Annotated in this window: 13 protein-coding genes; 3 read left to right on the top strand and 10 right to left on the bottom strand. The window is 44.6% G+C overall.

The window, feature by feature from the left end:
• Positions 1 to 46: 46 nt before the first annotated feature.
• Together rfbD and rfbC are read right to left on the bottom strand one after the other, a co-directional pair.
• On the bottom strand, positions 47 to 919 hold the full coding sequence (gene rfbD / locus K4039_RS14140) for a dTDP-4-dehydrorhamnose reductase (RefSeq protein WP_265235824.1): 873 nt from the start codon (positions 917 to 919) through the stop codon (positions 47 to 49).
• A gap of 2 nt (positions 920 to 921) precedes the next feature.
• Complete coding sequence (gene rfbC / locus K4039_RS14135; RefSeq protein ID WP_265235823.1) at positions 922 to 1467, bottom strand: dTDP-4-dehydrorhamnose 3,5-epimerase; 546 nt, start codon at positions 1465 to 1467, stop codon at positions 922 to 924.
• Between the two features lie 49 nt (positions 1468 to 1516).
• Between rfbC and K4039_RS14130 the strand changes: the two genes are divergently transcribed.
• Together K4039_RS14130 and K4039_RS14125 are read left to right on the top strand one after the other, a co-directional pair.
• The gene (locus K4039_RS14130) at positions 1517 to 2185 is read left to right on the top strand and encodes a bifunctional 2-polyprenyl-6-hydroxyphenol methylase/3-demethylubiquinol 3-O-methyltransferase UbiG (protein ID WP_265235822.1); all 669 of its coding nucleotides are present in this window, start codon (positions 1517 to 1519) and stop codon (positions 2183 to 2185) included.
• A 196-nt stretch (positions 2186 to 2381) separates the two neighbouring features.
• Complete coding sequence (locus K4039_RS14125) at positions 2382 to 2981, top strand: hypothetical protein (RefSeq protein WP_265235821.1); 600 nt, start codon at positions 2382 to 2384, stop codon at positions 2979 to 2981.
• A gap of 318 nt (positions 2982 to 3299) precedes the next feature.
• Here the strand turns inward: K4039_RS14125 and K4039_RS14120 are convergent, their stop codons facing one another.
• From K4039_RS14120 to K4039_RS14085, 8 genes are all read right to left on the bottom strand, one after another.
• On the bottom strand, positions 3300 to 4364 hold the full coding sequence (locus K4039_RS14120; protein ID WP_265235820.1) for an NAD-dependent epimerase/dehydratase family protein: 1065 nt from the start codon (positions 4362 to 4364) through the stop codon (positions 3300 to 3302).
• Between the two features lie 108 nt (positions 4365 to 4472).
• The gene (locus tag K4039_RS14115; protein WP_265235819.1) at positions 4473 to 5171 is read right to left on the bottom strand and encodes a Uma2 family endonuclease; all 699 of its coding nucleotides are present in this window, start codon (positions 5169 to 5171) and stop codon (positions 4473 to 4475) included.
• A 219-nt stretch (positions 5172 to 5390) separates the two neighbouring features.
• Positions 5391 to 6191 carry a glycosyltransferase family 2 protein gene (locus K4039_RS14110; RefSeq protein WP_265235818.1) on the bottom strand — a complete coding sequence of 267 codons (801 nt, stop codon included), beginning with the start codon at positions 6189 to 6191 and terminating at the stop codon, positions 5391 to 5393.
• A 3-nt stretch (positions 6192 to 6194) separates the two neighbouring features.
• Positions 6195 to 7979: a hypothetical protein gene (locus K4039_RS14105; RefSeq protein ID WP_265235817.1), complete on the bottom strand. Its 1785-nt coding sequence runs from the start codon at positions 7977 to 7979 to the stop codon at positions 6195 to 6197.
• Between the two features lie 243 nt (positions 7980 to 8222).
• Complete coding sequence (locus K4039_RS14100; RefSeq protein ID WP_375339806.1) at positions 8223 to 10229, bottom strand: chromosome partitioning protein ParA; 2007 nt, start codon at positions 10227 to 10229, stop codon at positions 8223 to 8225.
• 52 nt (positions 10230 to 10281) lie between these two features.
• Complete coding sequence (locus tag K4039_RS14095; protein WP_265235815.1) at positions 10282 to 13293, bottom strand: peptidase domain-containing ABC transporter; 3012 nt, start codon at positions 13291 to 13293, stop codon at positions 10282 to 10284.
• Positions 13290 to 14039, bottom strand: coding sequence for a peptidylprolyl isomerase (locus K4039_RS14090; protein WP_265235814.1), 750 nt, complete (start codon positions 14037 to 14039; stop codon positions 13290 to 13292). Before K4039_RS14090 ends, K4039_RS14095 begins: the two co-directional genes overlap by 4 nt.
• 126 nt (positions 14040 to 14165) lie before the next feature.
• Positions 14166 to 18095, bottom strand: coding sequence for a glycosyltransferase (locus tag K4039_RS14085; RefSeq protein ID WP_265235813.1), 3930 nt, complete (start codon positions 18093 to 18095; stop codon positions 14166 to 14168).
• A gap of 465 nt (positions 18096 to 18560) precedes the next feature.
• Here K4039_RS14085 and K4039_RS14080 point away from each other — a divergent pair, with 465 nt between their 5' ends.
• On the top strand, positions 18561 to 20234 hold the full coding sequence (locus K4039_RS14080; protein ID WP_265235812.1) for a methyltransferase domain-containing protein: 1674 nt from the start codon (positions 18561 to 18563) through the stop codon (positions 20232 to 20234).
• Positions 20235 to 20266: the final 32 nt, after the last annotated feature.

Genomic DNA, 20266 nt, shown 5'->3' with positions numbered 1-20266 from the left:
CTGAACAAAACCCGCCCTCGCCTCGCTTTTTCAATTTTTTACTTACTTACTTCATTTCTCTTGCCAGCATTTGTCTGAGCCCTTGCCGCCAGTGGGGAGGATGCGCGCCCAGAAGTGCTGATATTTTCACTGTAGAAAGAACTGAAAAAGCGGGACGTTTTGCGGGTGTCGGATATTCGGCGGTAGTGATAGGAATTACGCGCTTAATTTTGAGGGGAAAACCCAGTTTTTCTGCTTCTTCAAAAATGGCGATCGCAAAATCGTACCAACTACAAACACCGCTGTTAGTATAGTGGTAAGTTCCAAAAATTTCCGACCCTAGATTCGGGATAATTTGGGAAGTCGCAGCAGCCAAATCTGCCGTCCAAGTTGGACTGCCAATCTGATCTGCTACTACTCTAATTTCTTCTCTTTCCTTTCCCAACCTCAGCATGGTTTTGACAAAATTACCTTTGCCGCCGTTACCGTAAACCCACGCGGTTCTAATAATAATATGTCTGCTTCCCGCTTGCCGAATTGCTTCCTCACCCGCTAATTTTGACTTGCCGTAAATTCCCAGGGGATTCGTAGAATCTGTTTCGAGATAAGCAGAACCGCTGCTGCCGTCAAATACATAATCAGTGGAAAAGTGAATCAAACTTGCTCCCAATTTCTCGCATTCTTCTGCAAAGATTCCGGGTGCAATGCCGTTGACTGCGAGTGCTAATTCTGGTTCGCTTTCGGCTTTGTCTACCGCAGTGTAAGCGCCGGCATTCACGACTAAATCTGGTTGAATGTCAGCCATTGCTTGACGGATGGTTTCGGGTTGGGATAACTCGACGCGAGTGCGATCGACTGCAATAACCTCTCCCACAGATAATAAGATAGGCTGTAATTCTTGAGCTAGCTGTCCGCTGCCGCCTGCGAGTAAAATTTTCATTGTTAAAACACTTGAGCTCTTTTCAAGGTTTGTCCGGCTTTGTCTTTAGCTGATAAAATTGGTTCGGCACCATCTAGCGGCCAGGCGATCGCCAAATCTGGGTCATTCCATACAATACACCGTTCGTGTCCCGGTGCATAGTAATCTGTAGTTTTGTACAAAACCTCAGCAATGTCTGATACTACTAAAAAACCGTGAGCAAAACCCACAGGCACCCAAAATTGCCGCTTATTTTCAGCACTAATCAAACAGCCCACCCACTGTCCGAAAGTCGGCGAATTTTTTCTAATATCGACCGCCACATCATATATTTCGCCCGCCACAACCCGCAGCAATTTACCTTGAGGCTGCTGCATTTGGTAATGCAAACCGCGCAGCACATTTTTAGAAGACTTGGAATGATTGTCTTGAACGAATTCTGCCGTCACGCCTGTTTTTTCGACAAAAGCTTGGTGATTGAAACTCTCGAAAAAGAAACCGCGATCGTCTCCGAAAATTTTCGGCTCAATTATCAGAACTTCCGGTATTTCGGTAGATATAACATTCATAGTTAGCTGTGACAGTGATAAACTCATACTCAGTCTATGGTATCTTACTATGAAAACTGACACATATCTCAAAAAGTTGTACGCCAACCGCTTTGATTCCCGACAAATGCAAGCCAAGGTGGCACTCTGGAAAGTTTTGATTGACGATTTTTTGCAAAATTATGTTCCTCCCAAGTCGGCGGTTTTAGATATTGGCGGCGGTTATTGCGAGTTTATCAATCAAATTCGGGCTCAAGAAAAATGTTTAATTGACCTAAATCCTGATTCCAAATTATTTGCTGAGGCTGATGTCAAAGTGCTGAATATTGATGTGCTTAACTTAGAAGATCGTACTTTTTTTAGCGAACAGTTCGATCGCATTTTTATCTCAAACTTTTTTGAACACCTCCGCAACAAAGAGGAACTTGTAGAAATTATCTCGTTTTGCTTTGACGCGCTGAAGCCTAGCGGTTCTCTTTTGGTAATTCAGCCTAATTTTAAATACTCTTACAAGGAATACTACGATTTTATCGACCATCAATTACCGATTACGCACTTATCGCTGCAAGAGCTTTTACAAACTGTGGGGTTTAAAGTTGAGGAAATGATACCGAGATTTTTACCGTTTTCAACGAAAGGGCGGCCGGCTTCGCCGTTGCTGTTAAAGATTTACTTAAAATTGCCTTTTTTGTGGCGGTTTTTGGGCGGGCAAATGTTTGTTAAGGCGTCGAAGTTATAAGTTATAAGAGTCGGCGGTTGAAACCGCCCCTACACCAACGAAGTCCGCCTTCGCGGACTGAAGAACGTGCGATCCTCTGCGAGGGCTTCGGTAACGCAATTCTCGACTCACTACCCAATCCAATTTTCTTTAATATCTGTTAAAAACCCGGTTTCTTTGACCTTGATCTGTAAGTCCATCATCAATTCAAAAATCAATGAATTATCGCAAGCTGATACCGTTAATATTCACAGCACTAATCCCAATTCATAGTGCAATTTCCCCCTCCGTAGCCCAAAGTATCCCAACACAAAAACAAAACATCGCCCAATCCGAAACCAAAGGCAATATACCGCGTCAAGCAGCCGTACCTGCATACTGTGCGCCTGATGAATACAAACAGTTTTTTGAGAATTTTGTGAGGGGAAAAGACCGTCAAGGGACGGATATGCGATCGACTTACACAGCAAATCGCATTGAAGTGCGAAATTATGAAAATCCCAGCCAACTGCTGGAAGTGATGCGCCGCCAAGACGATGAATTTAGTATTAGCTTGCGGGATTATCGTTGGGTTATCCTTGTCCCTTCTAGTGTCGATAATAGTCCTTATACCAGGCTAAAAATTGATTTGAGGCGCGTCTCTAAAGACAGGTTTCGAGTGGATTATATCAAGGCTCAATACAAGTACACTGGAAATATCACTGGTACGGAGTCAGAAGATTTAGTCAAAACCTATGGACAACCGGGGGCTTATGTTTTTCAGCATCGTAATGGCTGCTGGAATTTGACGCAAAAATTGCGATCGACAAAGCGATAGAAAATTTCGTTTATATCTGATATGTTGCACAATAGTCAGAAACCGGGAATAGGAGCAAAAACTCAACGCCAAAACGTATATTTTTCGTGATAATTATCGGCAAAAATCAAATAATAGTTGATATTAACCTGCGAATAATAGCCTCTTCACCTTCAGAAATTCCCATCATCCAAAACCTCGACCTCAACGGCAATAATTAACACTGCCGATAATGGCGTTACACCCGAAGGGATGAAGCAGGACACGTACCGTTTCCCTACCGCAGAATAAATGGTTTTATTACCAAATTTCACCAAATATCTGCGGTGCAAAAAATCCCTACAAAATCGAACTTAAAATCACCTCATTAGCCGCAATCCAATCATAAATATCCTGCAAAGCCGCCTCCGGCCCAATCCTAGGCTGCCATCCAGTTTTCTCCATCACCCTAGAAGAATCGGTAATAAAAATCGGAATATCCCCCGCCCGTTCCTCCAAAACCGGATTAATTGCAATCGATTTACCCGCAATCTTGCGGCACAAATCAGTTGCTTCAACCAAAGAAAGACTGTTTTTAAAACCGCCACCGACGTTGAAAACTTCGCCGTCAAATTCAGCAAAATGTTCTAACTGATAATTAACTAACCTCAGCAAATCTTCAACGTGCAGCAAATCCCTAACTTGCTTCCCGCTGCCGCCAAAACCGATATAACTCAGCGACTTTTCAAAATAGTGCGCCGCCACCCACAAACCGTAAACTCCCTGATCTACTTTACCCATTTGCCAAGCACCGGTAATTAAGCCACATCGGTTAATAATTGCAGGGACGTTGTATGCTTCTCTGTATTCCTCAATCAGTAATTCGGAAGCTAATTTAGTTGCTCCGTAAAGCGAACGATGTCCTTTTAATGGGAAGTCTTCTGATATGCCCAACTCGGATATACCGGGTAATGTTTGCTCAGGGGCGATCGCAAATCTATCATCCAACTCCAACAGCTTAACAGATTTCACGCTGGCGATCGGATAAACTCGACTCGTAGACAAAAACAGCAAACTCGCACCAGTCTGTCTCGCCAACTCCAAAACATTCACAGTACCCAGTAAATTCGTCTGCAAAACGTACTGAGGCGAACTAAAACCAGCCAATACCGAAGGTTCCGCAGCGCAATCGATAATGCAATCAGGATTGAGTGCAACTGGATCTAAGTCTGCCGCCGTGCGAATATCCCCGTAAACAAACTGAATCCCGCAACTTTTCAGCCTCGGAATATTCAATTCTGAACCCCGGCGGCGCAGGTTATCCAAACAAATTATTTGCCATTCCGGGTGCAGTTTCTTTAGCCCAATTGCCAAACAACTGCCGATAAAACCCGCACCACCAACAATTAAAATTCTTTCAGGCATTAACTCAACTTTCTTAGAGGATTAATTACTGCTGTTAAATTATTGAAACATTGTGTTGAGGTATGCCTCGCATTAAAACTGAATCATCTTGTCAATGAATTTTGACAACTATTCTGGTTCAATTCCCAAAGCCCGCAACTGATTCGCTAATCTATCGGCCCGCTCGTGGGCTTGTGCAGCTTGTTCTTGGGCCTGTGCAGCTTGTTGCTGTGCTTGCAGTGCAGCTTCCTCTGGCGTAGCAACTAACTGACCATCTGGGGTAAAATAACGCAATTTCCCATCGTAAATTCCCAGATATAATTCTAGTACCTCACTCCACAATCTACCAAATTCATTGGCAAGAATAGCTTGATATTCTTGACCAATTAGACGAAAACCAGCAAATTCCAAATCTTCAGGATCGAACCAAAAGTATTCGGGCGTTCTAAACCGATTTTGATATAATATCTTTTTTTCGTTGCGATCGACTCTGGCGGTAGAACTAGATAGCAATTCGATAATTAGATCGGGATATCTCCCCTCTTCTTCCCAAACTACCCAGGAACGACGCGGACGTTTTTCGGTGTCGGCGATCAGAAAAAAATCAGGGCCGCGAAAATCCCGATTTTTCAATTGTTGCTGGCTGTAGTAAACCGTCAGATTTGCTCCAACAAAAAAGTCATTGCGTCCGCGCCATTGCCATTCCAAACAGGCAACTAATAATGCTAATTGAATATAATGTAGGGAACTTTCCATTTCTGGCTCATCACTTTCAAGTTGACTGGCATCTGGCATCAATCTTGCCATTTCTTGGGCTGTAAAAACCATGACTTAATCCTCCCAATTTAGTATTTTTTTTTTCAACCAAATTTCCCCATAGCCTCCTAATTTAAATTTTACCGCGCGATCGCACTTTTGAGCCATTTGACCATTTTTTCGTAACCATTCCGCAGGTTGCGCCCATTACCTAAGTTGCAGTCCCGATTTTGGTACGCAGTAGTATCGCCATCAAAGTATCAATGGCGGCGCTGCCAAAATCATTAGTCATCATTCCTTCGCAGTCAGCACTTCAGTCCTTGACTTTTGCAACAAATCTAATTTTAACTCATTCATCTTTCTAGTTCGGTGATAATCGCCGCGAGAGAGATGTTTTTCCAGCCAGACATACAAGACAATAAATAAATATCGGCTGCCCATCTCTTTGATTTTCAGCTTAGAAATACCAGCAGTCCGATTGTACCACCTCAGAGGAATCACCGCATAGGAAAAACCCCGGATAATTGCTTTTAAAGGCAGTTCCACAGTCAAATTAAAATGATGGCTCAAAATCGGCTGCACGCCTTCAATCACTTCTCGGCGGTAGAGTTTAAAAGCATTGGTAACGTCGTTGTAGCGCAAGCCGAAAATACTTTTGACAAACCAGTTTGCTAAGCGGTTAATTGCTAACTTGTGAATTGGATAATCAACGACAAAGCCGCCTTTGATAAATCGGGATCCGAAAACGCAGTCATATCCTTCTTGCAATTTTCGGTATCCTGCTACCAAATCTACGGGATCATCGGAAGCATCCGCCATCACAATTGCTACAGCATCGCCTTCAAATTCTGCCAATCCTCGGCGCACGGCAAATCCGAAACCGTTGGGAGGTTGATTGTTGATGTATCTAACTGTGGGGAAAGTCTCTGACAATTCCTGGCAAATGTCAACTGTTTTATCAGTGCTATTGTCATTTACAATCAAAATTTCGTGCGGAATCTCTTCTAAATCGAGCGTCTGGGCGATCGCCCGCACAGTAGCATACAAACAGCCCTCCTCATTGTGGGCTGGTATAATCACCGAAATTTTCACTTTTCATCCTCCGCGCAACTGGACAAACTGGTTGTCAACAGGATTATACACCCAAGCTTTGATATCGGTTTGGGCGATCGCCCAATCAGCACCCGACACATCAACCGCCCACCTCGCATTATTGTACAACTGCGATTTCAAAATCTTAGCAATATCCGGGCTGTCCAAATTCACATAAGCGTTAGCAAAAAAAGATTGTTTGTCACCGACAGATAGCAGTACGATATTCGGCTGTTTTTTATTCTGCGGGAAAACAGCCCAACCAGCAGCCTTGAAAGATTTTTGGCTAGTTTTAGGTTTGTCTAAATAGCCGTAAACTTTCTCGGAATTAGAAATAAACTCTACATTTTTTGCGAATTTTCTCCAACCTATGCGATCGATAATTGCAGCGCCATCTCTCACCAGCCAAGTTTTTTTGCTCAGCACTCTCAAACAGCTTTCCGGCGAATTCTTGAAAAACTCCGACGGTTCCAGATAGTTAATCAATTGCAAACAATCTTGAGCACCTTGCTTATAAAGAAGTGCCGAGCGAGTTTGGGCGATCGCCTGCTGGGAGTTAACAATAATTATACCAATTAATAGCCCTGCAAATCCCCTATAAAAAAAATTATAGTTGCGTTTTAATGCGACAGTTGTTTCTCGGACAAACAACTGTCCTAGCTGAACCAAAGCAATTAACAGTAAAATCGAATTAGTCGTATATCTCGAAGATTCGATCGCCTGAATCGCACCAAATTCCGCCCTACCAGCCGTAATAAACAGAGCCGACAAAACCGAAAACAAACCTATTGATAGCCAAGGTAAAGCCTGATATCCCCATCCCAAAGGACTTGTGGGATGGGCATCTTGCCCGTCCCCACCCCATCCCAAAGGACTTGTGGAATGGGCATCTTGCCCGTCCCCACCCCATCCCAAATCAATTGATAGAATCTTCTGCCCAAAATGCCATACAAAAAATACAAAACTTGCAAATATTACCAATCCCACAAATGCAGCAAATACAGGTAATCTAACAATTGGCGAACCCAACAAACTTAAAAAGTAATCAATCACCACCAGCGGCTTACTCAACAATGAAATAATACTTGTTTTCCGGCTCGGATGATAATCAATTGAGTAAATAGCACAAGTTGCCACAAACAGTAACATCCATGCGATCAATCTTCTTTTTTTATGTACTCGATTTCCCTCCACAGCCACCACCGCCGGAATCATCGCCAACCAAGACAGCAAGCCTTGAGCCAGGGAAAAACTAGCAATAAAGCAGAATATAGCAGCAATAGAAATTCTAATAGTAGGCAATAATTTGTGAGTTAAAACCAGCGCATAAACCGCCGCAACAAAACACAAATTTACAAAAAACCACGCTAATTGAAATCCCCAAAGCCAGTTTTCATGCTGAACTAGGGAAAATACCAAAATACAAGTTAAAATATTAGCTAAATGCCACAAATCATCCCCAACATTCTTAACCTGCATCGAGGATAACTTGTACATAGCGATAAAAGTTATCAGCGCCAAACCTATGCTGAGACACAACTGATAATTAATATTCCATTGGGAGGCAAAAACCAGCACTGCAATAATGATTTTCGGAAACACTATACGGTGATTGCTGTGCAAAGCCCAAAAATCTTGGAAATTTACATTTCCCTGTGCTATTTTTTCAAATAGGCTGGCTAATCTCCACTCGTCGTCAATGGGAACGTTAACGCTAAAATTGGCTACAAATCCGATTAACAGGAGAAGAGGAATTAGATAGAAGGTGAATAAAATATATTTTTTCATGGAAGTGCGATCGCACCAATTGCCATCACCATTTTATCTCAAACCGGCTTAAATACTCGGTACTCTAAAACTCAAGAAACCGGGTTCTTACTGAAATTGACGGTTGGGGGCGCGTATCTGGGTGAAAAACCCGGTTTCTGCTGCTCCCTACTCTGAGACTCAAGAAACCGGGTTCTTACTGAAATTGACGGTTGGGGGCGCATATCTGGGTGAAAAACCCGGTTTCTAGCTACCCCTAAATCATTACTTAACAGTCTTGAACGTATCCAGTTTGCCAGTAAATCGGTTGATAAACATCTGCAAAACAGTCCGCTTGCCGATATTGATATTAGAGCTTACGGCCATTCCCGACTGCAAGTTAACTTCTTGTTGATTTGGCTTGTCCTTGTTCAACACAAACTTTTGAGTCTTGAGCTTAATTTTGGTTTTGAAAGCGTAGTATTTCCGCAGTTCCGTAGGAGGCTCAGCATCCTTGCTAATCTCTTTCACTTCACCCTCAGCAGTACCAAACTCCATCGCCGGGAAAGCTTCAACATTTACATCAACAGGCACGCATTGGTATTTTGTCAAACCCAATTTCTCTCTATTAACTTCCTTCTCAGGACAAACGCAGCTTTTACCTTTTTCGCAGTCAATCTTTTCTCCGTCTAATTGTTTTCCGTGATACGGCTCCAATTTCTCGCGCTTTTGTCTCAAAGCATCCAATACCAGAGCCACATTGCTGTTTTCCAGGTAAACAACTGCTTCCAGACCGTTTTCGTCGTCCAAAACCTTGAGCAGCTTCTCAGTTTGCTGCGCTTCATAATAAGCTTCTTCACAGCGTGTTGGGCGTGGCTCCCCAGGCTTCACGACTGAGTTAATGATGGATTGGCAAATCGGATCTTTCGCTATATCCAACTTCGCATTCTCCTTCTTAGAAGGTTTCAAATCAAAGATTACCCCAGATACAGGAGACTTCAGAATTTGAGTATCGCGGTTTTGTTGGGCCTTTTCTAACTGAGCATTTACCTCGGACAACTTTTTCAGGTTTTCCACTTTGAAGCGGCTGAGTTGAGAATCGCTGCTGGCAATTTGTTTTTCGTTGTCAGCAATTTTGGTGTACAGTTCTCTGGCCCAGGCATCCTTGGTGTTTTTTAACTGTTCTTGGGCGCGGGCGATCGACTCCTGAATGCGCGCTTGCTCTCCTTGCTGGCGCTGTACTTCAGCGGTTATTTTTTGGATGTCACCTTGACGCGCATTAATTTCGCCTCGGCGCGTATTGATCTCACCTCGGCGGGTGTTGATTTCGCCTTTGCGGGCGTTGATTTCTCCTTCGCGCTGCTTGATTTGATCTTGCTGTTTCAGAACGTCGCTTTGGCCTCTGAAAACATCTTGTTCCTGTTTTTCTTTTTGCAGTTCAGCGATGGCTCCTTGCTCCACCAGCGGGCCGAGTCTGCCCAAAATGCCTTGATTCGACTTCAATACTTGTTGGGATTTCACTAATTGTTCGTCAGCCAAATCTCTCTGAGCCAGGGCTGATTTGACTTGCTCTTGTGAAGAAGCTAACTGCTGCTGAGAATAATTTAATTGGTTCTGAGCAAAACCAAATTGTTGCTGTGCTACCGTCATTTGATCGCCGGCGGCTTTTTCAGCATTCTCAGCTTGCTTGAGTTGTTTGTCCAACTCCTGAACTTGACCTTGGGCTGCGGCTACGCGAGACAGAAATTCCGATCGATAATTAACATACAGTCCTTGCTGAGCGGCATCAAAATTTCCGCTCGATCCCCTGTTGAGGTAAAGCTCGTCAATCAGAGCTTGCAGCACTTGATTTTGTGCAACCAGGCTCTGTCTGTCCTTGATGGTAGATTCTAGGTTAGAAGGAATAGGGCCTTGAACTTTGCCGCTTACAACATCTTCGTAAAATTTATTTTCCTTTTCCAGCGCTTCTTTAGTTTTCTGGATCGACGTTAAATCGGCACCGGGTGCGAGGGGGTTGAAAGTAAGCAGAGGCTGGTTTTTTTCTACCCGATCGCCATTTTCAACGTGAAGTCTCACCACAGCGCCCGTAGCAGGTGCTTGGATGTCTCTAGCACCATCTTTGAGTTCCAATTGGCCGACAGCGGGGACAGCTTGCTCTACGCTAGCAAAATAAGCCCAAACCACCGCAGAAGTGGTCATCAGCATAATCATCCACAAAAACAAGTGCGACCAAATCGCTGGTTTTTCGAGAATAATTGGTTGCTCAGAAAGTGTGATCGATTTCATAGCCATATGTTACTTCTCAATTACTAATTGTTAGCGATCAGTTGTGTGTTTTGAGATATCAAGTATTCGATGACTCTTGTTGTTGGAAGAGGCAATAATAACGTCCTTTAAGAGCCATTAATTCTTTATGACTTCCCTGCTCGACTACAGAGCCTTGATCCATCATAATAATTATGTCGGCGTTTTGAATTGTAGTCAGGCGGTGAGTAATGAAAAACACCGTGCGACCGGCGAAAGATTCTGCTAAGTTATTGCAAACCTGGCGTTCGGAATGGTAGTCCAGGGCGCTTGTAGCTTCGTCCAAGATTAGCAGTTTCGGGTTTTGCAAAATCGTCCGGGCGATCGCCAAACGCTGCCTTTGACCCCCAGAAAGCGACGCACCCCGTTCTCCCACGATCGTATTGTAGCCAGCGGGCAAACCCATAATAAAATCGTGAGCCACTGCTAGTTTCGCAGCTCGCACAATCTCATCCGTACTCGCATCAGGATTACTTAGAGCAATGTTTTCTTGTACCGAGCAGTTAAACAGTAAAGTATCTTGCAGCACTACCCCAAGTTGGCTGCGGAGCGAATATAACTCCACCTTAGCAATGTCGTAACCGTCAATAAAAATTCGTCCCGAAAGCGGGGCATAAAGACGCTGCAACAGCTTCATCGCCGTACTTTTACCGGAACCGCTTCCCCCCACAATTCCCACAAAACTGCCAGCGGGAAAATCCAAATTCACATTCGCCAATTGTAGAGCTCCGCTCTCCAGGAATCGGAAGGAAACCTCCTCATATGTCACCTGCCCTTGAATTGCGGGCAACGGAATATTGTTGCGGTCTTCATCGCTGGTTTCCGTCGGCGTATCGACGATATCCTTGAGCATATCGATCGACATCGAGACCTCTTGGAAACTCTGCCACACGCTCACAAAACGCAGCAGCGAACCAGTCACGTTCCCGGAAATAATTCGGAAAGCAATCAACTGACCCAAAGTAATGTCATTGCTCAGTACCAAATAAGCTCCCACCCACAACTGAGCCAAGTTACCCACCTGGTTTAAAAAGCTGCTAATGGTACCTGCCGTAGTCCCTGTGATAATTGTTTTAAAACTAGCTGTAATGTATTTAGCGTAGCGGCTCGACCACTCCCAACGGGATTTCAATTCAATATTTTGAGCCTTAACAGTTTGAATCCCGCTGACTACTTCCACTAGATAAGATTGAGAGTCAGCAAAACGCATATTTCTCTGTTTGATCAGGCGCAGCACCAGCGGATTGATCAGAATAATCATCAGCGCCAGTATCGGTACCACTGCCAAAGATACAAAGGTTAGCTTCACGCTGTAGGAGAGCATGACGGCGACGTAAACCACAGAGAATACTGCATCGAGAACAACTGTCAAAGCTGTACTCGTCATGAATTCCCGAATCTGGCCCATCATGCTGAATTTATAAACCATGTCTCCGACGCGCCGATTATCAAAGTAATTCTGGGGCAGCCGGAGCAAGTGGTCGATTACCTCTGCACTCAATTTAACGTCGATGCGGTTTGAGGTGTCTATAAACAAGAAGGTACGCAAACCGTTTAGCAGTCCTTCAAACAGGGCAACACCTAACAAAAACGCCCCCAAAATATCCAGGGTGTCAATGCTGCGCTGACCTAATACTTTATCAATAATTACTTGGCTGATTAATGGGTTTGCCAGACCGAATAGCTGCACGAAAAATGAGGCGAGCAATACCTCAAAAAACACTGTCTTGTGTTCCATCAGCGCCGGCACAAACCACCAGAAGCTGAACTGCTCTTTTTGTTCGACTTGCGGAGCTTGCAGTAGCAGGACTTCTCCTGATTCTCCCCAGATTTCTTTAAACTGAGGTACTCGCTTCCGCATCAGCCCTTTTTCGGCTGTCGCTATCACCAATTCTTGCTCGGTAATGCTGTAAATAATGGCAAAGCTATTTTCCCATTTAATCATTACCGGGGCTTTGATGCGGTTGATGGCTTCTGCGGGAACTTGCGCCAATTGGGGCGTTAGGCCGATGCTTTGGGCGATCGCACCGCAGGCTTGGATACTGATAGAACCCGCAGTTTTTAACTGATTTTCGAGAACTTTGCGGATAATATCTCGCCGAAATTTTAGGCCGAAATACTTGCTCAACATCTGGAAGCAAGCTAGGGGCGCGTCAATCTGCCCTTTGCCCCGGAAAATTGGGTATCTCGCCGCATCCTTTGGTTGGTTGTCTCCGGGTTCTGGGGGACGCTCTGGGGCGATCGTAATGTCGAGCAATTTTCCACCAGGTGGCTTCTCGCCAAAGCCTGCTATCTCTGTCTCGGCATCTAATACGCTTGATGGGTCTGGTTGAGATTCTGGGGGTTCGCGGAAGCCAATTAAGCGAGCGCCCGCGCGGCCTTCTACTTTTAACGATTTGGCTGCATTTTCCATAGAGAAGCGGCTGCCGGTGGGAAACTCGCCCAAAACGCCGCTGCTGACGAGCCAAATTCGATCGGCATCTAGCTCTTGTGCGAGATCCTGAGTTTTTTTGTTACCGCTTGGCACGTTGACAACTGTCGCGTCTTGCCAAGCGTGCATAGTCAGTTCCTTGAGATTAGAAGTACCATCGGCTTGGCGCTGCAATTCCAGACTCAACAGTTCAAATACTTCGCTCAAGGAACAGTGATCGCGAAAAGCTTCTCCAAATGTCGGCTGTTTTTCCAGTACACTCAAGAAATCTTCGGCAGGTATGACGATCGCGACGACATCCGTAGAGGCGATCGCAGTTTCGCAGGGAACACCCCTGAGCAAGCCAGCCCAGCCCACAATTTCCTTTGACTGCACCAATCGTAAACTCACGTGGCGCTGCGAGCGCTGGTCAAAGCCCAACAGCCGGGCCTGTCCTTGATAGATAATTGCCACCTGAGTCGGCATTTTTTCGCGTTCAAACAGGGGTTGCCCCGTCCGGTAGCCAAGGAGCTGGCATTTAGCCACCAAGGCCGTGAGAGCCGTCTCTGAGAGACGGTCAAAGGGAGGTGTTTGAGCTAAGAAATCCTGAATTTGGGAGAGGGAAACAGCGGAAGAAGTCATGATATTGAAGACACAGAAGAGAGGGGCTGTAGCGGGCCTATTTGCGATATTTGTTCGGCGAGCCAGCTTTCAAAGAGTTCGTTAATCAAGTGCAGCCGCATCGATTCATCGAGCTGGGCTGGCATGAACTTTTCTAGTCGAATAATTACCATCCATTCTGCCAGAGGACGCGGCGTCCAGAGTTGATTTGGCTGGCTGACTGATAAAAGTTTACTGATTGCTGGGTGAGGCTGACTCAGGGGTACTGGGCCCAACAAGCCGCCAGACTTGGATTCGGGGCCTTCCGAGAAGTCGCGTGCCACTTCGGCAAAGCTTTGTTCCCCTTCCAGGATGCGAAAGTAAAGTTCGTTTGCCAGTGCTGGGTTTTTGGTGCGCACCAGGGAATAGACTACGTGGTCTAGGCTGGCTTTGCGGGTTAAAAAATAATTATCTACTTTAGGTCTCCAAGTCTCTTGCTTGAATTTTTCGATCAGCAAGGGCCTGACGGCCATCTCTTGAAGTTCTTCTTCCGTCATATTTTGACTGCGCAGCCAAGCTTCTTTGGCTTCAGGGGCTGTCAGTTGGTGCTGTGCCAGAAAGTTCTCGACGGCGGAGTGGCCTTCTTCGTCGCTGCAACTAAAGGATGCGATCGCTTGGTCGATGATTACACCCCGTAAGAATTGGGGCATCAACTGGTAACGCTTCAGGAGCGATGGCATATCCTGAGCTTGCAGTAATTTATCGCCTATTTGAAAAAGTCCTGTCATTTTTTAATCTCCAACTGACTTGCGCTTCCCCTTTTAATTTAGGTGTGGCAGGAAAAGAGCGACAACCACTAACCCGTCGATTCCCCGATGATAGCAGAGCCTCAAGAAAGCTAGCGCTATTGCTGTCTATTTCTTGACGCTTTGCATCCTGACGGGGTTCCTTTCAAATAGTTGGCCTATCTGATGGGAGTAAGCGCGGCTGTCGAGAATTTTGGGATTTGCCAGCATTGTTTGCTGGACTCGATCCCGATAGCGCCGGCGCAGTTCTGGATTGGTTCCCAGTGCTGTACTCAGTTCTATATAAGAGTTCTCGCTGTTTGCTACCAGTTCCGGAAGTTGTAATTCTTCGAGGACTGCTGCGACGCGCGAATCGCGAGTTTCTTGCCCTTTTCTTGCCACTACAGGCAACCCCACTAACAGCGGTTCTACTAAGGAGCCGACATCGCTGTATGGATAGGAGTCTAAGTATATATCAGCCAATTCCAGACATTTTATGCAATCTGCGCGATTTGGTAGCGCCCGTATCACAACTAACTGCTTTTTGTCAATCCCAAATTCCCCGAAAGTCGATCGAATTTGGTGATAAAAAGGCACCGTCGGATAGTTTTCGGCGCGGGAGCGAAAGGGATACAAAACTAAAATAGAATTCGGTACGGCGGCAATAATTTTTGCCCAAGTTTCTCGCAATTCTGGGATAATTGTCCAAGCCCGAGCACAGGAGATGAACACTACAGATTCATCGGTGGCTCCCCAACTGCTGCGAGTCGGTTCAACTGTGGCAGGTGCTAACTCTACAGTAGGATAGCTGAAACAAACTCCCGAACCTTCTAAAGTAATTAATTGTTCGCGATACTCTGCTGCTGCGCCTGCGGGCAATGTCAAATCTCCGACAATCAAATAATCGATATTGCGGGCTGCGGTGGTGGCGGGATTTGATGCAGCGGTAGCCATTTGCGCGCGCGCCAGTCGGTGCAAGCACAGCAGCGCGGTTGGTTGAGATGTGTCGGCGATATTAGTGCAAATTAGCAGAATATCTAAATCGTGCGATCGAACTTCTTGCACTTGCTCTTGCAAATCTGCCGGCAATTGCACCAGTTGGTCAGCGCAACTTTCGCAATATTTCGCCAGTCGCTCATCTTCTACCTGGAAATAATACACGATAACTTCAAATTTGTCTCTTTCTAAATATTCAAAAGCTGGAATTGCAGCAAAAGTCTCTAATTCAGCACTAATTTTATCGAGCAAAAAGCCGACTCTAATCTTAGTTGGCTCAGGTTTTCTATCAGCAAAATCCCAGTCTATTTTAGATCCGATATTTTTTAAATGAAATTCCAGAATATCAGCTCGCTGGTTCAATACATTGAGCAAATTTGCATCGTTCAAATACAAAAATTTGAAGCTAACACTCTTGGCAATAAATGCCGCTACATAACACCAAACTTCTGCATCGGGAAAACGGGCGATATTCGCAGCAACATACTCGATTAAATCCTCGAAATATTCAGAATACTTTTCAACCTCTCCCGTTTGTTGAAAACAAGTCGGAGACTGAAATAGAAATTTCAGGAAATCATCAAAAAACCACTGGGGAATCGCTGAATTTTTATACTCTAACGGCAACTGATAAGCCTCGCAGTACAGCATCGCTGCCAGAGAATATTGAATCTGATCGGCAACTTCCCCTGCTTCAGCAAGTTTCGAGCATAACTGCTGGACAAAACTTTGTTCCGACTCGGTTAAAATTTCATGTTTGAGGTGGCTATTTAGTAGCAATTTATGAGCTTTCCCGGCTGCTTGCGAGTAAGCATTTTCTAATTTTTCTATGGGATAATTCAGCCAATATTCAGCTAGTTGTTGGCGGTGTTGGCGCATTTGCGCCAGAAGAGAATGGTTTGATGGCAATTTTTTGTACTTTTCAACCAGTGCTGACAAGTCAGATATATTAGGCTGGGTTCTCGATGCTAACTTTTGGCGGATTGTCTGTTTAATTTGTTGATTCAGGAAACTGTAATCAGGACTATTTAGTAATTTCTTGTAAAATCTGACGACATCTTTATGATTTTCCCCAGCAGCGAAGTTTTTCCAAGTTTGTTGTTCGGGATGAATCCGCAGTGACGACAGTTTTTCGTCTACAAACCCGATGTGATAATTCCCCATAATCCGCCACCACATATCTAAGTCTACATATTGAGATAATCCTGAATCAAACAATCCTATTTCTGCAAAGACTCTGGCGGCAATTAAGACGGTACTCGGTTCGCCAATTTTGTTAATGGGGTTGTTCAAGCAGTTAGTATCTGCTAGTAATTCTTTTCCAGGCTGAATTGATTTTAGATTTGACCAACTTTTATGCAAGTCTTTGATTGATTTGGAAGCTCTTCGCAAAATTGGGTGAGATTCATCTTCATCGATTGTGATAGCGCGCGGGGAGAAAACCATGCCAATTTCTGGGTTTTGTTGGGCGACGGCGACCATTTTTTCGATACATTCTGGTGCGAGTAAGTCGTCTTGAAACAGAAATTTGATGTATTCACCTTTGGCTTGCTTGATGCAGAAGTTCCAGTTTTGTGATAAGCCGTAGTTGCGGTGCAGGATGATGCTGAAGTCGGCGGATGTTTGGGATTGGAAGGTTTGGGCGATCGCAATTGTGCGGTCTGTGGAGCCGTCGTCGGATATAATCAGTTCTATGTTAGAGTACGTTTGGGCGATCGCGCTTTTGATTGTTTCTTCAATAAATGCTTCTCCGTTGTATGTCGGAATGCAAATGCTCACCAAAGGCTGCCAGCTTCGCAATTCAACTTTTGATTTAATATTGGGCTGCGATGATTGCAAGTCGGCTTGGGGAGGAGATTGTTTCGTTCCTCGCAATGACAAGGAATGTTTATACAAGTCACCCTGAATTTTTGCAGACTTTGCTTTGGCTGTTCCTGACAGAGGCAAGTTTTGAAAATTATCGGTAATCTCGGCAATATATTCGAGACGTTTTCTAATTTTACTACCTGTAAATTTCGGATTGAGTAAAGTTTGAATTTCCGCAGTAGCTACCACTCCAATTTGTTGAGCTTCTTGGTAATTATTGAAGACATATCGCATTAACTCAGCAGCGTGTTCGACATCCGGGTTAGCCCAAACATTACCTTTTTTATAAGGCCCGCAATCTTGCTCAATTGGAATTAATTTATACTTAACTAAAAAGCTATTACCGACATTCATAAATTCTGTATTTGATGAATAACCCGTGGCAATTACAGGTTTGCCGTAAAACATCGCCTCAGCCATTGTCAAGCCGAATCCTTCGCAGCGGTGCAGAGATACGTAACAATCGCAATTGTCAAGCAAACCGTTAATTTTATTCTTAGACAAATACCCGTCTAAATGTTTGATATTTGAAGACTTAGCTATGGCAGAATTTAATAATGCTAAATCTTGGAGATTTTTGTCTGAGTTGGAAGATTTGAGAACCAATAATACGCGGTCATTTTCGCCAAAAGCTGCTTTAAATGCTTGGATTGTCGCCAAAGGATTTTTGCGCTCAATGCGGCTGCAAAAGTCGAATACAAACAGGAAAATAAATTTATTTTGAGGTAAATTCAGTGCTTCTCTGCTCAGGGAAGGTGCAGGTAAAGAAATACTGGGCATGATTTTGATGACGGGAATTGGCGAGACTTGGGCAATTGCTTCGGCACAAAAATTGCTGTAAGTCCAGATTTCGTGAAAGTGGTTAAATGCTGGCTGCCATTTTGGGGGGAATGCGGAAATTTCCCAGGCCCAAAAGCCGATATTATATTTATGCTCAAAATAGCTGGAACCTCTATCTTTGATAAATGTTTCAACTTCATCGGCGTTGACTTGAATTAAATTTACTGGATGGGGATTGTCTGGGCTAAAGTTTTGATATGTGGTGTCTTTTTTACGGTGGGGACTGCGGGTAAAATTGTTGATGACGAAGGGAATATCGGCGGCTTCTGCGGCTCTGATGTTTGCTCTTACTCCTTCTCCTACGCCAAATTCGCCGTTGATGTAGCCGGCGATGTTAAGTCCTAGATTATAGTTCATAGTTTTTTATGTATTTAGGGCAGTGTTGTGTTTGTTTTTGAGTAATAAGCTGAATTAATTGATCGTCTCAATTGCGTTAAGCTGTTGCGTATTAAAATTGCATATTCTGGGCGGGCTAGAAGCCCACACCACAAGAGTTTAATTATTTCTTGACATAGGATTGAAATGCCGCAACAGCTTAGAGGGTTGAGACGAAGTTATCATTTTGTTCAATATTTGCTAATATATAGGAAGAATCTTTGCAGGATTGGTGAATAAGGTTTAAATGAACGGTAGATGACGCAGAGAAGCCAGAGTTAGAGAAGAGAGGGAAGAGAAAGAGTTGGTCACTGAAAATTTAGTCCTTGACAAATGTGCCGATCGCCATTGTATACTGGCATCGAAATGCTAACCTTCGGCTGGTTGTCGGTCGGCATGGCTTGTTCAGTTTGATTTTACGATAACTAATCAGGAATTTTAGGGAAAGTGATCGATCGCGTCAACCACGACCTCTTCAAGCTGCTACCGCCGGATGCTAAAGTCATTGTCGAAATTGGCTGCGGTACGGGTTCTAGGGGCGAACAGTACAAGCTGATTAATCCCCATTGTCAGTATATTGGCATTGAATGCGATCGAGAAAAAGCTAAAATTGCAGTCGATCGGCTAAACTGGGTGACGGTAGCCGATATTGAAGAAATTGCGATCGCAAGTCTCGACATCGCCCCCGGCAGCGTCGATTGCTTGATTTTTGGCGACTTGCTACCCTATCTTAAAAACCCCTGGGAGATACTACAGCAGTACAGTGCTTTGCTGAAGCCGGAGGGGCAAGTTTTCGCGACAATTCCCAACGTTCAATACTGGCGGCGTATTGTTAATCTGTTGCGGGGACATTGGGAAAATCCCGACAGCAAGATGCAGCACTGGTTTACCCTTGAAAGTATTAAATCATTATTTGCTCAAGCCGGATTGCAGGTGTACGAATTGCAAGGGCAGGGACACAAAACGGAAAATTTTGCCCAATTCCAGCAATTGCTGTATCCAATGGTGAAGGCCTTAGAGCTCAAATCCAGCGATTTTGCTACGGAAACGGGTGCTGAATATTATATCGTGCGATCGACCAAATCGACCATACCGCCCCGCAGACTACTGATCCAAACCATTATTATGGCTCCTACTGGGTGCGATCGCGTGCGAGTTTTGGAACCGGACAAATTTAGCGCCACAATTCCCGGTGTCCGCACCGTATCCGCAGTAAAAGCAGCAGAATTAATTCCTCCGTTACCTGGAGAAGAAAAAGTCTTCATCTGGCAGCGGACAATCATGCAATATCCAGGCTACATTCCCAAACTGAAAGAACTACTACAACAAGACTATTTAATAGTAGCCGAAATTGACGACAATCCCATCCGCCGTCGCGAATACGCAGACAATAATTACCTCAGCTATCGCGGCTGTCACTGCGTTCAAACTACAACAGAACCGCTAGCCAAAATTTTGCGACACTACAATCATAATGTTGCCGTATTTCCCAATCAACTAGCTTATCTACCTCCGCCGCGAATCTATCCAGCAGAACATACCGTCACAATATTTTTTGGTGCGCTCAATCGCGAAAATGATTGGCAGCCAATTATGGCAGCACTGAATAGAGTTTTAGTTGCACACAAACACCGGATTCGAGTTAAAGTTATCCACGACCGCCGATTTTTTGAATCCTTGGAAATACAGCAAAAAGAATTTGAATCATTTTGCAGTTATGAACGGTATCAAGAAATAATGTACAGTTGCGATATAGCTTTGCTGCCGCTCGTTGCCAACCCGGTTAACGAAATGAAATCAGATTTGAAATTCATTGAATGTGCGGCGCGGGGAGTTGCGGTTTTGGCAAGTCCAACTGTGTACGAACATTCGATAGTCGAAGGTGAAACCGGATTGATTTATAAACATGAAAAAGAGTTTGAAATCAAGCTAAATTCGCTGATTTCTGATACTTCTATGCGCCAAGAAATAGCCGCGAATGCTTATGAATGGGTGCGCGATAACCGCTTGTTGTGCGGACATTACGGCCAGCGGCGAGATTGGTACTTGCAAATGCGGGATGAGTTGCCGCGTTTAAATGCTGAGTTGCGCGATCGGCTGCCTGAGTTATTTAGCGACTGAATGCGGAGGGGGAGAGGGGGAGAGGGGGAGAG

The organism is Lyngbya sp. CCAP 1446/10, from assembly GCF_026130175.1.
Lineage (GTDB): Bacteria > Cyanobacteriota > Cyanobacteriia > Cyanobacteriales > Microcoleaceae > Microcoleus.
Note: the sequence above shows the minus strand (reverse complement) of the source record. Positions and strands in the feature narration are given on the sequence as shown.